The following is a 16,309-nucleotide window of genomic DNA, read 5'->3' as shown; positions in this document are numbered from 1 at the left end:
ACCTGTTAATTTCTCCGAGCTTTTTTGATAGTAAAACTGAATTTACTCCCTTTATTCAATTCACTTTCAATCGTTAGCGTCCCACCATTCTTCCCAATAAACTCCTGGCATAGGATCAGTCCAAGCCCCATACCCTTCTCCCCAGAGGTGCCCTGCCTGGTAAAATGATCTTCATTGAAAAATAACGAAATTTCCTCCTTTGCCAGGCCTATTCCCGTATCCGCAACAAAGATCATGATGTAATTCCCGTGATGCTCAGATCCAATGGTCACCTTTCCGTCACCCTTTGTAAACTTGATTGCATTGTTGATCAGGTTACGAAGCACGAGTCTTATCATGTCACTGTCGGCGTTTACCCACAGACTCCCTTCGACCGAATTGATTAAATGAATATTCTTATTTTTTGCAATTGGCCTAAACAGTTGAACATTTTCCTCAACAATACCCCAGACATCAAAATCGGAAGGCTTCACTTTTATTCCACCCATCTGGTTTTTCGCCCAGTACAACAGGTTATCTGTGAGGTTTAATGTTTGACTAATGCCTTCTTTAAGACGGGGAAGTAATGTTCTTAATTCTTCCTCTGATACATAGTTCATTTCGACCAGATTAAAGATATCCTGAACCTGTCTGATAGGACCTCTTAAGTCATGAGAAACAATGGAGAAAAGCTTGTCTTTGGTTAAGTTCGATTTTTTTAATTCTTCCGCCTGCTGTCTGATCTCCTCATTCTTCTTATGCACATCTTCATTTATTGCAGATATTTCCTCATTCTGAGCCAGTATCTCATTATTCATAGCCGTTAGCTCTATCGTTTTTTCACCGACCTTCTTAATGAGCTCGATTTTCTGCATTCTTATCCTTCGGGTGTTTAATACTATTCCCAAATAAAAAAAGAACACAAATAAAATTACGTAAATAGAATAGGCCCACCATGTTCTATACCAGGGCGGACAGATATGGAAAGAGAAAGAAACAGGTTCACTTATCTTTTTGTACAGGTTTTTTGCCCTCACCGAAAAGGTATAAGTGCCTTCCGGTAAATTGGTAAAAAATGCCTCCTTACCGAGCGCCCAGGCAGACCACTTGTTTTCAAAACCGTTTAATTTGTATTGATACTCCATCCTCTCCGGGCTTTCATAAAATGCGCTAACAAATTCAAACCGCAGGTTGTTACTGGCAAATGGCAAATCAAGGTCCGATTGGCGCCTACCATTTATGAAGATCAAAGAATCCTTTGCCCATACCTTTTTAATCGACACCGAAAATAAATCTTCATAAAATGTTTTTTGCGCAGGGTTATAGCTAAGAAGTTTTTTACCCTGCCCAATCCAGATTTCTTTAGGGCCTGCAACAAGTACAGGGGCGTCTATATCTACTCTCAATTCATGCGCAGGCACAGCAACCTTATTAAAGGGAGTTAGCAGTAGCTTTAAAGTGCTGTCTGGTTGTTTGATCAACATGCCTGCAATTTCGTTATCGTGTGGTACGGCTCCCCAGAAATAAATATTTCCTTCCGGACCTTCGGTAAGGGTATAAACACAAAATTCTTTTCCCAACACCCGCGTGAATTTTGCTTCCGGCTCAAACCGGTCTTTTATTTGGCTATAACTATAAATTCCATTCGCGGTGGCCACAATAATCTTTCCGTCTCTCAACCGGTAGATGCGGTTGTTGACATTGGAAGGTAATCCATTGTTGCGGTCATAAAAGGTTTTGCTGATAACTGAATCCATTTTTCCGTTTAACCGGAGCTTGTATATTCCTTTGTTATAATGGCTGATCCAGATGTTTCCTTCCTCATCTTCCTGCATAAAGCGGGTCTCCTCCTCGAACCCTTTGATCTTATGCTTATGCCAGGCGCTGCCTCTTTTTTCCAAAAGCCAGATACCGGTAGTGGAAGTACCCATAATCATACGATCTGACCGTCTTTTGAGCTCGCATAGCGCATGAACGCCATAGTGGTCTATCAACCTAGTGGTCTTTTTTCCCTGCAGTTCAAAGACCCCAGTCTCGTGAGCGGCATATAATCTCTGGTTGAAATTGTAAAAATTCCATGTCTGGCCTATCGTGCCCGGAAGAAATGAAAACGATTCCTTGCTCTCTTTATAAAAGATACCATATGAAGTTCCGGCATACTGATGCTGAGCCGTTTTTCCTAATGCTAAGATTGTTCCTTTAATGCCGTTATGCCTATCATAGAAGGAGAGCGGGGAACTAGTAATCACTTGTAAAATAATTGAGTTTGCATTTAGCCATAGGTTATGCTGCAGATCTTCAAAAACAAAACCATCCCTCATATCATCCTCAAACCAATGTTTTGGAACAGAATATAAAGGCTCTCCATTTTTGTTGACAATGTGTATTTCATCTTTCAACACAATGGCTATATTGCCATTCGTCATAGATGTTATTCTAACAATGGGTAACCCTTTTAGACGGACGTTGAGGGTTTCGGAAAAAGGTCGTAATTTGCCATGAAGAGAACCCTGAGGATTGAGCACCCACAGCTTATTTTGATCGTCCAGCACCAAAAAACTGTCTTGTATATATCCAGTTATCAACCAAATTGCCATTCCCTCCAGTTCTGTGTTAAAATCCACGGATTGAAACCTTCCATTGCCATAGACACACAAACCGTTCTCCCTTGCCAGGTATAGATGGGTTCCTTGTGTAATGAGTCCGTAGTTATATATGTTCAGAATTCTGAGTTTACCATCCGAGTACATGTAAATACTTTCTAAATCATTAAACAACACAACGTCATCGAATACGATTGTTTCTATAATGTCTTTTACATTTTTTCTATGCTCCACGGGTAACTGAGGCATTAAAGAATGGTATTGGTATATTCCAACATCGTCTTTCTGAAAGTAGCCCAATTCATTTACCGAGCCTACATAAATTTCGCCCCTAGCATCAACGGCCACTGAAGAAACAAAATCCTTATTGGGCAGTGGCATGAGATCCCACGAGGTTCCATCGTATCTAAGTACGCCATCATTATTGGCAAAATAACTAACGCCCTGTCTATCCTGAGCCATAACCCAGTTTTGGGTTGCTCCCTTGTAAACTTCAATGGGATACGGCTGCACAAATAGTTGCTGCGCGAAGAGGGCCGGTTGACAAATTAAGGTTAGAACAAGTAATGGAAATCGCATTTTATAGATTTAACATTTCATCCGATCTTACTATCAAATTCGTCTTCGAGGAGTTGCGTTAAAATCTTATTCACACATAGGTTACCACACATCGTTGTCAATGCTTTTCGCGTCGTATCAACTCTTTACACAAGGCAATATTTTCTTTGATTTGATCGTATCCCCTCTGATCGTCTTTCATCTCCATTACGTGAAGTTCCATTGCACTTTCGTTAAATTCAAGAGCCTTTTCAATATTGCCCTTCGCAAAAAAACAAGTGGCAATTCCCAGGCGACATCCAATGATTTGCCTCATGTTATTCAAAACCTCGTATTCTTTTTCCGCTTGTGTGAATAATGAAATTGCTTCGTCAAAACGATTGTCAGAGAATTGTTTCATGCCTTTGGCAAACAATTCATCCGGGTTAATAACCGCATACCCCCCTATTGCATGAATAGGTATGGAAATACATATTACTAGAATTAAATAGCTACTCACTTTGACAACAGCAATTCTTGCCGAACTCCAATCCTTTGTGATCATAGTATACTTTTTAAATTTTAGAATCATTACAAATCCTTTTTGTCGTCAGTTATTCTTACAAACCCTATCTGGTCGTTGGTCTCCACGCTCAAAACAATGGTCAGCTCTTTTACCATACAGTCAAGTTCATTGGCACTTATTTCCAGTTTATCCAGATATTCATCGTGGTCCGTTCCGTTTGCAGGATTTCTCCTCATTAGGTAGATCAGGCCAAGCACTCTTGCCAATGGGCCCCGGATTTTGTGCGAATTGACAAACGAGTAGTCGATTAATTTTTTATTGAGTTGCAGAATATCTTTTGCTCGTTGCTCCACCATAGCTTCTAATTGCGCATTGTAACTGGCTATCGTTTCGCTCTGTGCAGATATTTCAGCATTCGCTTCTTCTAATTTTTCATTGACTTCCAGTACTTGCTGTCGTTCATTTTTAAGTTCGGTCACTAAAACTTTCAATTGATTATTATAAGCCGTTGTGTACCTACCGTAAGCGAGTATCTCTGTGTTTGCTTGTTCCAGCGTTTTGTTTGCTTCAAGTACTTGCGCCTGCTCTTCTTTGAGCTTGAACATTGTCATCTCCAACTGATTATTGGTGGAGACGATCACATCATTTTGCAGGGAAATTTCAGCGTTCGATTCTTCCAGTCTTACACTTGTCAGGAGTGCCCGGTCACGCTCCCTTTCATATTCTGTTTTATACAAATAGCCTACGTACAGCATACTGCAGATCCGGGCCAGCATCTCGGCAATATCAACGAAAGGCGGGTCGTCGGCTTCATAATTCACGATCCATTCGCTATGAAAAACCTGGATACTACTTAATACCACCATCTGTAAAAGATAGAAGAACAGAAATGTGCGCCTTTCACTCCCTGAAAGAATCATGTTCAGCGGCACTACGAACGCACAAAAATCCAGGGCGGTAATCCCCGTGAAACCGCCCCGGAAGAAAAACTCTGAAACGGCGGACAGCATAAATAATATTAACGTAACCCGTATGCTGAGACGGGAGCCATTCGTGTATTTTACAAAGCCATAACACCCGCCAAACGCCAGCAACCAAAGGAGGGCCTTTAACAGAGCTGAATCGTCCTGGTAAAAGAAATCATACACGCCAAACAGGCACACGATAACCATCGTGCTTCGCAGGAAACGCAGTAGTATATTATTTTCTAAAATATTCTTCGTACAATAAACTAATGCCATTATTCAGCTCCTTCACTTGTGAAAACAATGTTTCTAGGGGATTGAGTCGCTTTGTCGTCTAAATTTTTGGCTACTTTTTCTATCTCATCAATTAGAAGGATAGCCTGGCCCGTTCATGAACTTCTCTCAGCCCCAGAGGATAACTTTTCATTTCTGTGGCATCCATTACAAGGGTTGACCCTTTTGCAAGAGGGGATGTGGCTTTCTTACAATCGTACAAATAATCAGAAACCATTATATTTATGATTTGAGATTTGTTTCGACTACATGAAATGCAAACTATTATTGGTTACCTGGTTATTTCTCTGAACCATTTTTTTACTGATTCCACGTCCTTGAAGTAGCCTGTGGTCATCCCTTCTTTGGCTGTTTCACGATACTCTTCTGCTGCCAGGTTAACCCACTCGTTTTCAGTTATTACAAAGCCTACATACTTTATACCAGCAGCAATAGCGCGAGGCGTCCAATCTTCAATGACCCATTTTATACCCTCTTCATCAACAGCACCTGCTAATGTACCATCAGAAAGCCACATCATTTTTCCCGTTTCCTTAACCTTTTCTTTCATAAACTCAAGTCCAAAATCAAGATGAGCTTTGAATTCTTCCGGCATCATGAATTTCAGTGATGTTGAAATAACACAGGGGACACTGGTGTCATAGTCAAGCGTTACACATTCTCTTTCGTAAATTCTGGTGATCATATTGCAGTTTATTTTATTATTATTAGTTAGTTTTTGCATCAAGCCACTTCAAAACCTTGCTGTCACACCAAGATTAATTACCCTTCCCCTCATCGGAACATAGTATCCATCAATGCTTAACGGAAAGCTATTCTCCCTGTCAAATACATTTTGAGCTAAAGCATAAAGACGGATGGCACTGCTAAGGTTGTAGGTGATCGATAGGTTGGAAACAGTGTTGATACCGGCTGCCTCTTTGGTGTTCACTACGTATCCATTCGGCATGGGGCGCTTACCCCTAAAATAAGAAGTGAGGTTCACATTAAAAGACTTCACCTTTAAATTCACTCCGCCATTTATATACAGAGACGGAAGAAAATGAACCTCTGAACCTTGAGCCGTCTTCGTTTTAAGTTTAGCCATGTTGAAGAAGATATATGACTCCCTGGTTACATAATAATTCAGACTCAAATCCGCTCCAATCACGTTTGTCTTGCCTGCATTAAAAGCCTGCGTGGTATCTCTGTCCGTTAATTTTTTGTCAATGGGAAGGTAAATAATCTGGTCTTTATAAATCTGATTAAACGCACTGATCTTCAATTTTAATCTATCCTTTTTGTAAAGAATATTCATCTCGTAATTGTCAATGTTTTCCAGTTTTAAGTTTGGGTTTCCATAGAGTGGTAGCAAGGTTTGTCCGGTCAATTCGTATAATGTAGGGGGGCGGTGCGCCGTTGCGTAAAGAACCTTTACCGTTAGATTCTTATGTAGTTTATAAGATAAGGCTACCCGAGGATTTATTGCTGACACTTTGGTGTTTGCGAAATTCTCGTAATGATCAAACCTGGCCCCGGCAAGAACTGAAAACTGATCGGTAACAGTCCAGTTATCATCAATATAAAGTGAGGTTACATTGCGGCTTTGATTTGGAGAAAGCGGATAGGCCGTGGTATCTCTGAATTCATTGATCTTACCGTCCCAGTAATACGTTGTGTTTCCGATCTGGCCTTCCCGTTCAATTTTCCCTCCAACCAAAAGCGCATGGTTTTCATTTATGCCCAGGTTTCTGGTGTAGTTCGCCTCCAGGTAGGTATCGAAATTAGTTTGAGTATTATAAAATGGGAACCCGGGATAAGCAAGGTAATGCCACATATATCCGGCAGTCACATTCAAATGATGTGTCACTTTCCAGGCTAAATAATTCTGAAATTGGCTTCCGATATAGTTTTGTGAGTAGCCCGAAGCCCATGGCAAAATCCCAGCGAGGTATCCATCCTGATTTGCAAATTTATACCACGACCCGAACTCTACTTTTTTATTGGGAGATTGTATGTTGAGTGTTATGTTATAAGCTGACTTGGTGCCGTCCCGCATATATTTTGGATTGGCCTGAAAGCTGCCGCTACCGGGGCCCGTACCTAAATTAGATTCCCGCTGCACGCCTTTGTCATCATAGAACTGAAGAGAACCACCTAAATGCCAACCATCAATTTTTTTTCCAAAAAGAACGGTAGCTTTTTTGGAAATCAGTCCATCTTTGAACCCAGAGTTGATGAAAACTTCCGTGCCATCAACAGATCGATCCCTTGTCACTAAATTGACAATGGTCACTGCACTTCCTCCTTGCAACGGAACAGGAGACGTACTTATCTCGATTTTTTCAATGGCCTCCAGCGTAAATTCAATAAAGCCCAAGGGTTGCCCGAAGGTGGTTTCATTGAATTTATTCTTTCCGTTAAAGAGATAAAGAATTTGCTGAGAGAAATCAGAATTAATTCCCCTGGAATATACCGTCTCCACGCGATCACCGTACTTCATGGAAGCAGGCAAGGCATCCATTCCGGGAACAAATACATTCAATACATCTTTAAGTGTACGAGCATTCATATCCATCATTTGTTGCCGCGTTATTACAATTACATTTCCAGGTGCGTCATCAATATTTTGCTCTACTTTAGTAGCCACCGAAACGGTGATATTCATTAATTCTTCCAGGCTCATAGTATAGACGTCAGTAGAATCTTTCTCCTGTGCATAAGAAATAAAAGAGGTACCAAGTATCAAAAAGAGCAAATAAATCCGCATAAGCACAGGCAATAATGAATTGTTCTCCGTTGATCGTATCTGGTTCATTGTTTTATGTAATCGTTCCTTCTTGTTTTCTAATTGAGGGTTTCCCGCTTTAACAGTTTTATCAAACCGATCAGTAGCCCCCCGTTTTTGTTCTCCCGGCTGCATGGCTCCAAAGTTGGTAGTATCCGAAACCTGTTTTCCGGTTTTAGAGCGTTCCATTGCAGGATGAATTGCATTCGGTGCTTTCCTGAATTCATCAGACGTGTAATCTGTTACCAGATAATTTTGCATAGACATTTATCAATAATTGAGATTTTTGTTTTAGAGGAAGCCTGAACTATTTTATCCAATCAATAGCATCCTCGGTGTTGTTGAAATAGGCAAATAGCAAAGGGCTTTCCAACTGGTTTATGGTATCTTCCACTGCCATCTGTGTAAAGACATCCGCAGGAATAATGATTGCAATTTTCGAGTATCCAACTTTGGTGGCACGTTGTTTCCATTCAGTAGCTGACCACCGTTGATCATTGGGATGAATTGTTCCCAAATAGGTTGTGTCCGTAAGAATCTTCCCCGTTTTAAAATGCTCCATGGCCGCGATAAGGGAATTCATGCCTTCCCTGAATTCAGCAGAAGTAGGCGCTATTTTCCATTTCCCTACTAGTACCTGATTGGCCTTATCGTAACTGATGATGATATAATCTGTTTCGAAAAATAATTGCATACTTGGTGGTTTATATCTGATTTATATTAAATACTCTTGACATTCCGCGTTTGGGCTGATGGTGAAACCAAATCATTTTCCTTCACAATGAGGTTTTCAGCCTTGTCCATGAGGTTCGGTTCAATTTCGATATCATAAAAAACCCGACTCAAAGCCCTGGAAGACCCATCCGCAGTAACCCATTCCATCCCTGAAGTGCAATAGCACCAGCGCCCCCCTTTGTCGGACAGTCAAAGCTTTCACCTTGTTCCTTCAAAAGTCTGACGCGAGCTAATCATTATAAGGACTGCTTTAAGCTACTTAATCAGGTCTGATAGAATAATGATATTAGAACTGCTTTATCCAATCAATGGCGTCGTCCATATTATCAAATGTTTTGGCTGGCAATTGATCACTCGACTGACTTGACATACCCTCCAGAGACATGTGGGTAAAAACATCATCAGGTAAAACGGCTGCCGAACAGGAAAATCCCGCTTTAACGGCTCTAGAAATCCAATCATTTGAAATCCACTGCTGGTCATCGGGATGTACTGCGCCTAGCTGACGGATATCACTCACCAGCTTACCTGTCTTGAAATGTTCAAAAGCAGTGATGAGCATATTTGTGCCTTCTTTAAACTCCGGCGATGCGGGAGCTAGTTTCCATTCAAGGATCAGAAGGTGATTCTTTTCATCGTAGCGGATGAAAAGAAAATCGTTTTCGAAATAGTTTTGCATAAAATATTTACTAGTAATGGAGATTATTTCAGTTATAGTTTAATTATCACTGATTGTTCGCAAATTGGCGATGGCCTTCTCTTTCAGTTCGAGTTCTGTCAACAATTCGTTTTCTCGCTTTTTAAGTTTCTCAAGAGACTCGATCATCATTTGTTTTTGAGCTTCTGCTTGCGAGTTTGTCCGCTCAAGAACTTTGATTCGTTCTGCTTCAGCTTCGACGGTGGCCCGCAACTCTTCTTCCTGGGTGCGGAGCTCTTCGGCCTGCTCCTGACTTTTCAGTTCTTTTTGCTTGAACTTCTCAATGTGTTTAATCATCATCAGCTTTTGCGCTTCTAACTGCGCATTGGCGCGTTCAGCCTCTTTACCTCGTTTTGCTTCTAAATCCAGTGTTGCTTCCAATTCTTCCATATTCTGGCGCAGTTCTTCCTGCTGAGCACGTAGTTCTTCTTCTTGTGACAGAGCCTCTTTTTCCTTCTCCTTCAGCTTTTCAATCACTTTAAGCATCATCTGTTTCTGAGCTTCCATTTGCGAGCCGGCCCGCTCAAGGTCTTTGTTTCGTTGTGCTTCGGCCTCCATAGTCGAGCGCAACTCTTCCTCCTGTGCCCGGAGCTCCTCAGCCTGTGCCTGGCTTCCCCGGAGCATTTTCTTTGTTTCTTCCTGTGCCTGCATCAGTCTAGTAACATCCGTTGAGAACTGAGCCACGGCCGTTACTTTACCTTGTTCATTTTTAATCGGGATATGCTTAACTATGAAATGAGTTTCCAGCTGGGTTTGATAGGTTATCTCAACGGCTTCACCGGAAAGACCTGCATCAAACAATTGTTTAAACATCTCCCGTTCTTCGGCCGGGATGAGTTGTAAAAGATTAGTACCCGTTTTTCCAAGATCAATATCCATTGCGCGGTATCCAGCCCTGGCAACCTGGTTGAAATGGATAATTTTATATTCGTGATCGAAAGTAAGAATAGAATCAGTTGAAGCATCAATCAGGTTTCGCATATAAAGCTCTTGACCTTTCGACTCTTTCATCATGCGTTCCATTTCCTCCTGGGTCGTCTGCAACTCTTCCATGTTCTGCCGCATTTCTTCTTCCTGGCTTCGCATCACTTCTGTCTGCAGCTGGCTTTGCTTCAACAAGGATGCTGTCTGCTGCGCTATTTTTACAGTTGAAATGGCCGACGCAATAGTTTCACACACTTTCTCAATGAACTCCAGCTCGTATTTCTGGTAAGGTTGGAAGGAAGCCAGCTCCAGAACACCATAAACTGCATCATTCAGCTTGAGTGGTGTCAATACAAGACATCGAGGCGTAGCGTACCCAAGACCAGAAGTAATCGTGACGTAGTCATGGGGAACCTGGGTCATGAAAATAGAAGTACCTTCCACCCAGCATTGACCCACCAGGCCTTGCCCTTCACGAATGGTTTTCTCGACATGCTTTTTTTTATCCCAGGCATAGCAGGAGAGCAATCGCAGATGCACATCGCTTTTATCTTCATCACTTATTACAAATAAGCCTCCCTGGTTAGACTTGGTATACTTTACAATGTTGCTGATGATGGCATCGCCCAGTTTTTGAAATTCGGTTTGATTACGGATGATTTCAGCAAACTTAGCCAAACCTGAAACCGCCCAATTCCTTCGTTGCTCTTCTTCGGCATTGTGCTTCAGGTTTTCGCGCATGTCCAGCAGTGCTTTACCCATAGTATCTTCACTACTTAAAAGAGTGAAGTCACATGTGTAATTCCCATTGCCAATTTGCAGAGCGAAAGCAGCCCTTGCATTGATGCCTTTCATTAATGTGGCAATAGCATGGCTCATTTCCCCAATTTCATCTTCCTCTATTTCAAACTTCTCTTCTATGGATTTACCCTCCGACATTTGGAGAACGGTATCCTTGAGTCGGAGTATAGGCTTCAATATTTTCTTTCTTGAAAAGTAATAAGCAACGTAAGAGATACAGATAAACAGCAGTACCATCGTCCCCAATAACAGGGCAAGAAAACGGTAGGAGTTTTCTTTATCCTCCTGCGCCTGGTTCATCTTCCGTTCCTGTGCCTGCATGTAGGCATGAAGGTGTCCAGCAAGAAGCTTCGTTTTCGGTTTTATGTCCGCATCCAACAAGGCGATAGCCTTGTCTACTGAAAAATCATTTTCGTACACACTATCCGCAGACAAAACATGCATCAACTCACGTTGGGCACTGAGCACCATTTCAAATTCTTTCAGCAGCTCCTGCATATCATTTGAATTGTCTCCGGAAGCGGCCAGCAATTCCTCCAGCCCTTGCTTCAAAGCAGGAAATTCGGTGGTATGAATAGCCTGGAGTTGTTGTTTTCCTTGCTGATCAGGCTGGTAAATCCAACTGTTACTTAATTTCAAAGCATCGCCCTGAAGAGCGTAAAGATCTCTTTGTAACAGGTATGTGGGCAGGTAAATTTGCCGGATGCGATCGTCTAACTTTTGGTTATTCCTCAGCGTAAAAAAGCAAAACAAGCTGGTTGCCAGGGCCACCAAAACTATTAACAGGTAGCCGAGGGAAACCTGTCTTGAAAGATTCAATTTCCACTTTACCATATCAGCACTACTTTCACTTTTTTCTTTGCCTCCTCTGTTAGAGACCGGGCATTTACGTAGGCAATCGCTCCAGGCTCTTCTTCCACGAAACGGATAATGTCCCCATCGGACAAAAACTTATCATACGGTCGTTCTGCATTCTGAAGCTGCCTGGCGGCAAAGTATTGTTCTACTTCATCGGCTGTCATGCCAAGCACCTGTGCATAAAAAGCATCCTGCTCCGCGCACTTGCTTTTGCGGCCGGCCGGGCGTATGTTCTTGTTGATTCCCGGCCAGCGTTTTTTGATCTTCCGTAAATAATAAAGCTTCACTTCACCGGGTGCGAGGTTAGCTACGGGGTTCTCTTTATTTACGATAATGGTTATACTTTCTCCTGCAGCAGTCTCTCGGTTGAAGGAGGTGAGTAGCACACTGATCAGAAGAAATACAAACAGAGTCGATATTTTTTTCATAATAATAGGTTAAGGATCAGAAGCCGATAGCCCACAAAAGTTTTACTTGATTAATTTTTTTAAAGTCACCAGCTTCAAATGCAAGCGCCTCAAATTTTAATACCGAAAGAGCACCGAAATTGTAGCGCAGCCCAAGCGCGGCGTTGTTGGTATTAGTGGTATTGATCACATCATTGGCAATTACAAAATTGGAGAAGTAGGTATAGGGGGTAAACTTTTTTATTTTGTAGCCCCCATAAAAGAAGAAGAGATCCTGAGTGCTAGTTCCCGTAAAATCGTTAGTTCGATTGACCTGTATGTAATCCATCGAAAACTCAAAACCCTTGCCACTCATATACATGGCGCTAGCATCAACAAAATTGAGTCTTACCTCCACGGGTGCAAGTGAGCCAGCCGGTATTTTCTGATGATGTCCAGAAAACGAAAACTTCAAGTTGTCTACCGGTTCGGCAGAAATATTATAGGTTATTGCTTTGGATGAAGTACTGCCAAAGTTACCATTGCCTACCATCAACCGATAGCCCAGCCTGGCACGGGTGATATTATCGCCACCCAACTGAACACCCACATCTCGTGATCCACTTGATGCCAAAATGGGGTTGTCAACGGTCGGCGTCAGCACCCGCGCATAGTGGTAATACGTGTTATTCCACAAGCCGATGGGTACGTACAGTTTCCCGGCACTTAAATTAAAATAATCGTTAAACGAATATTTCAACATGGCTCGGTTTAACAACACAACACCATCAGTTAAAAAGACAGGCTCCGCGAGCACCGAAATTTTATCAGTTACCTGCGAGGTCAGTAACATTTCAATATTTCCATATTGAAATACATTACTGAACTTTTGCGTTGAATCACGCGCTGCCTTGAACCCTGCATCGGCAAAAAACCTGATCTGTGTATTATCAATTACCGTTTGCGCCTTGCCTTGCTTTAAATACGAAACCAATATGATTAGCACAAGAAAGTATTTTCCTTTTCGCATAGGATATAATTTATAATAGGAGCTTTTATCTAGATGACGGTCATAATTATAGTGTGCCAATATTGAGTCAATACCAGACCATGGCAGCACAAGATCTTCTTCGTGTTGAGAATGCTATGGGGAGTGCAAACGATAGCAGAAGAAACCTACTGAATGCAATAAGATATTTTAGAATCATTTCTTGTCTGTTGAGTTCGGCACCTTCTTTAACATATTCATATATCTGAAAGCCGAAATATCCGCATTTGCGTTGCCGTTCAAATAAAAAACGACCGGACAAAAAGGTGAACAAAAAGTTGAGGAGAAATTCGGTTCAAACGGGGACTCAATTGGGCAATGACGAGCAGTGTAATGAGGAGTAGAATTGCGTTTGCCCTATATATTTAACCCGGGACAAAATAGTAGACAACCACAAATACATTCGCTAAACCCCATTTACAAATCACTTCAGGCAAATACCCGAAAGATCTTAATGAAGGTTTGCTATTCTAATGGATCCAATACAGATCGAGGGACTAATATTTATTAGTAGCAAAAACAACCTAGGTTATGACTTGTATTACATATTTCAGATACTCTATTTGAATTTAAAGGTTGCTCAGACCCGGAGGCGGTGTTGCAGTCCCAAAATCCATCGGACGCTGGCAGTTAATGCGCGACATAACTTTATCAACACTGTGAAGCGACATTTCGGAACGAATTGACGGTCAACAAATCACGAAGCCTGTAATGGGAAAGGCTGCCGATGATCTAGCGGCACATGGGACCGACTACTGAAGCCACCACTTGAAGTCGCCCATATCGAGAACCCGGAAACCCAGATGTGACACCGGCCCTTCGCAACGACAAATATATTCCATGCATACGTATACCCGCTGTGATTTGCGCTGAAACGAAACCCAGATGCTTACGTAACGTTTCTATTTCCAGATAGATCATAGAGGTGGTTTTAAGGACAGCAAAATATAAACTCGATACCCATCATTTAAGAAAAATATTATTCCACAGTGATTTCCATTTTTTCACCTTTTTCCTGTTCCGAATTCAACACCAACGCCATCGGTTGCATAAATAAAATTTACTTAACAAATGTTAAGAGCTTAGAAATATTCCCCTGATAGTTTGACTAGACAGAACGTTTTGTTAAATTTTAAATGAAATCTACAGCCAGACTCGATTGTAATAGAGTCATTTTTTAGTTCAGGTACCAATAAATTATAAACACACGGTTCTCCCACCGGTTCCACAATTAAACGTTTTGGTAATTCTTCGATTCTCGACAAAGTGTCATTGATGATCACTATAAAAATTGATAGATGTCAACCGTTATCGACAATGAACGATTTAGAAAGTTATTGCGCTCTTATCCTAAAAAGGCCGTAACCCTTCTACATGATCTTTATCACCAAGATCTTCAAAAACTTTCGTACAGTCTTACCCACAATATCGAGGATGCCCAAGATATCGTGCAAGAATCCTTTTACCACCTCTGGAAAATCAGCCTCCAACTTACCGATTATCATGAGAAATCGATTCAGCATTACCTCACAAAAATCGTTCGCTACAAATCCATAACGCATTACAGGCGCAACATCCGACTTAACCTGGATAAGCTAAAATTCAGCAATGGACAAGCGAGGATCACAACACAAAACGCTTTTGAAAATACCCTGATTGAAGCGGAAATAATTGAAGATGTGCGAAGGGTAATCGAAAATTTTCCCCCTCGTGAGCGGGAATGCTTTCTACTCAGGGCCGATACGGACATGACCATTGCCCAGATCGCAGATTCTCTCAAAATATCCATCAAAGCCGTGGAAAAGAATCTGACCAAAGCCCGAAAACGTCTTCGGCACTACCTGAACGAGAAGGCATAACATATTTATTAGATGTGAGGTAGGGTTGCGCCTCCCAGATGAGAGTATATTTCGTACAAGCTGTGCTCTTGGGTTTACGCGTACTATCAATTTCGGCAGGTCAATGTTACAAAATGTAAAATATGAACTACAGGAACTTGAACGCCTCTTCTCTTCAGAGGGCGTAACAGGCGTCGACAATCTGCCGACCTATCAGCAACAGGTCCTTCAAGAGGTGGAGCGAATTAAGAAAACTCTCATTCATGAAGTATTCCACTTTGAAGACGAACGACACCTGGAGCGCTATATTCAATATCACCAGCAGGCGCTCATCCAACTTATGGACAAAAGCGCACAGGCCTCATCTGATCAGAGCAATAAGAAAGCACCATTTTTTCAGATCATGTACCATGGCTTTGAAGACCTCCTTTCCTTCATCGAACGGCACTTTACCAAATATTTTGATCAAGATGCAAAAGCACCAGAGGGCTACATTCTCATCTCCAGGAAAGACACTAAGGTAAATCTACGTAAACTTCAAAAAATGCTTGCAGGCAAAAATGCCGATATAACCCTTACGGAACTCCTCTTGCATGTTCTAAAAAAAATCATCGAAGGGACCGCTGCAAAATCTATCACCTATCGAAAAGTCTTATATGTCAAAGAAGTACAGAAGGAGCTAACCCGCTTGCTTGAAAAGCCGCTTGAGGGAAATGCCCTGAATGACGAACTTCGTCAAGTAATGTATTATCTGAATTATAATTCAACGCGTGTCCTCACCTACCATGCACATTTTTTATCGTCCTTACTAGATGCGTCCGAATTCAGAACAGAAAAGATCGAGACACTGTCCTTTGAACTCAAGAAAATCACACAAGCACAGGTAAAGCCTAGCATTGGTTACAATCTTGGTGCTCCCTCTTTAAAAAGTCAGCTTATCGATTATATCCATGTCGAATTAGAATATCAGGAACGCCTGCAACAACTTTCGAATCGAAGATCAGATCCTCCCTCCGGAAATATGATGGATGGGTTTAAACTAAAATTTGAAGCTTCGGTCTCCCAGTTGGCCTATTTACTAAAATTATTTCTGGAGACCAAGGTCATTATCAACGACAACCTAAGCCAGGTTATGACATTCATTGTCCGATTTGTTACCACAAAAAAATCCGAAAATATTTCCATGGGAAGCCTTAGATCCAAATTTTATAGTGTAGAGAGCGGGACAAAGGAATCCGTCAGAAATATGCTTCTGGCCATGATCCAACACATCGACCGCACCTAAAGAATCGAGACACCTCCACTTCTGTTTTGCAGGTATGTCCGGAGATATCGCACATCCTTTTTCCAT

General features: G+C 41.7%; 12 protein-coding genes. 2 read left to right on the top strand and 10 right to left on the bottom strand.

Annotated elements, in window-relative coordinates; all coding sequences use genetic code 11:
• Positions 1-5: 5 nt before the first annotated feature.
• The 10 genes from D4L85_RS16350 to D4L85_RS16305 all read right to left on the bottom strand — a co-directional run bounded on the left by D4L85_RS16350 (position 6) and on the right by D4L85_RS16305 (position 13,102).
• Entirely contained in the window at positions 6-3,161 is a 3,156-nt protein-coding gene (locus D4L85_RS16350) for a sensor histidine kinase (RefSeq protein ID WP_119755303.1), read from the bottom strand.
• 97 nt (positions 3,162-3,258) lie between these two features.
• Entirely contained in the window at positions 3,259-3,684 is a 426-nt protein-coding gene (locus tag D4L85_RS16345) for a tetratricopeptide repeat protein (protein WP_160143781.1), read from the bottom strand.
• A gap of 26 nt (positions 3,685-3,710) precedes the next feature.
• Positions 3,711-4,886: a hypothetical protein gene (locus tag D4L85_RS16340; RefSeq protein WP_119755301.1), complete on the bottom strand. Its 1,176-nt coding sequence runs from the start codon at positions 4,884-4,886 to the stop codon at positions 3,711-3,713.
• Between the two features lie 289 nt (positions 4,887-5,175).
• Complete coding sequence (locus tag D4L85_RS16335) at positions 5,176-5,589, bottom strand: hypothetical protein (protein WP_160143780.1); 414 nt, start codon at positions 5,587-5,589, stop codon at positions 5,176-5,178.
• 48 nt (positions 5,590-5,637) lie between these two features.
• Complete coding sequence (locus D4L85_RS16330; RefSeq protein ID WP_160143779.1) at positions 5,638-7,932, bottom strand: TonB-dependent receptor plug domain-containing protein; 2,295 nt, start codon at positions 7,930-7,932, stop codon at positions 5,638-5,640.
• Positions 7,933-7,978: 46 nt separating this feature from the next.
• Positions 7,979-8,365 (bottom strand): STAS/SEC14 domain-containing protein, encoded by a 387-nt coding sequence (locus tag D4L85_RS16325; RefSeq protein WP_119755298.1) that lies wholly within the window; start codon positions 8,363-8,365, stop codon positions 7,979-7,981.
• Between the two features lie 327 nt (positions 8,366-8,692).
• Entirely contained in the window at positions 8,693-9,085 is a 393-nt protein-coding gene (locus D4L85_RS16320) for a hypothetical protein (RefSeq protein WP_119755297.1), read from the bottom strand.
• A gap of 39 nt (positions 9,086-9,124) precedes the next feature.
• Entirely contained in the window at positions 9,125-11,662 is a 2,538-nt protein-coding gene (locus D4L85_RS16315) for a GAF domain-containing protein (protein ID WP_119755296.1), read from the bottom strand.
• Positions 11,656-12,114, bottom strand: coding sequence for a type 2 periplasmic-binding domain-containing protein (locus D4L85_RS16310; protein WP_119755295.1), 459 nt, complete (start codon positions 12,112-12,114; stop codon positions 11,656-11,658). The genes D4L85_RS16315 and D4L85_RS16310 overlap by 7 nt, the downstream gene beginning before the upstream one ends.
• A gap of 16 nt (positions 12,115-12,130) precedes the next feature.
• Complete coding sequence (locus D4L85_RS16305; protein ID WP_119755294.1) at positions 12,131-13,102, bottom strand: hypothetical protein; 972 nt, start codon at positions 13,100-13,102, stop codon at positions 12,131-12,133.
• A gap of 1,316 nt (positions 13,103-14,418) precedes the next feature.
• Between D4L85_RS16305 and D4L85_RS16300 the strand changes: the two genes are divergently transcribed.
• Together D4L85_RS16300 and D4L85_RS16295 are read left to right on the top strand one after the other, a co-directional pair.
• The gene (locus tag D4L85_RS16300; protein ID WP_119755293.1) at positions 14,419-14,979 is read left to right on the top strand and encodes an RNA polymerase sigma factor; all 561 of its coding nucleotides are present in this window, start codon (positions 14,419-14,421) and stop codon (positions 14,977-14,979) included.
• A 103-nt stretch (positions 14,980-15,082) separates the two neighbouring features.
• Complete coding sequence (locus tag D4L85_RS16295; RefSeq protein WP_119755292.1) at positions 15,083-16,243, top strand: hypothetical protein; 1,161 nt, start codon at positions 15,083-15,085, stop codon at positions 16,241-16,243.
• Positions 16,244-16,309 lie beyond the last annotated feature (66 nt).

Origin of the sequence: Chryseolinea soli (genome assembly GCF_003589925.1) — a bacterium.
In the GTDB taxonomy this organism is placed as follows: domain Bacteria; phylum Bacteroidota; class Bacteroidia; order Cytophagales; family Cyclobacteriaceae; genus Chryseolinea; species Chryseolinea soli.
This window is presented reverse-complemented; position numbering and strand designations above follow the sequence as displayed.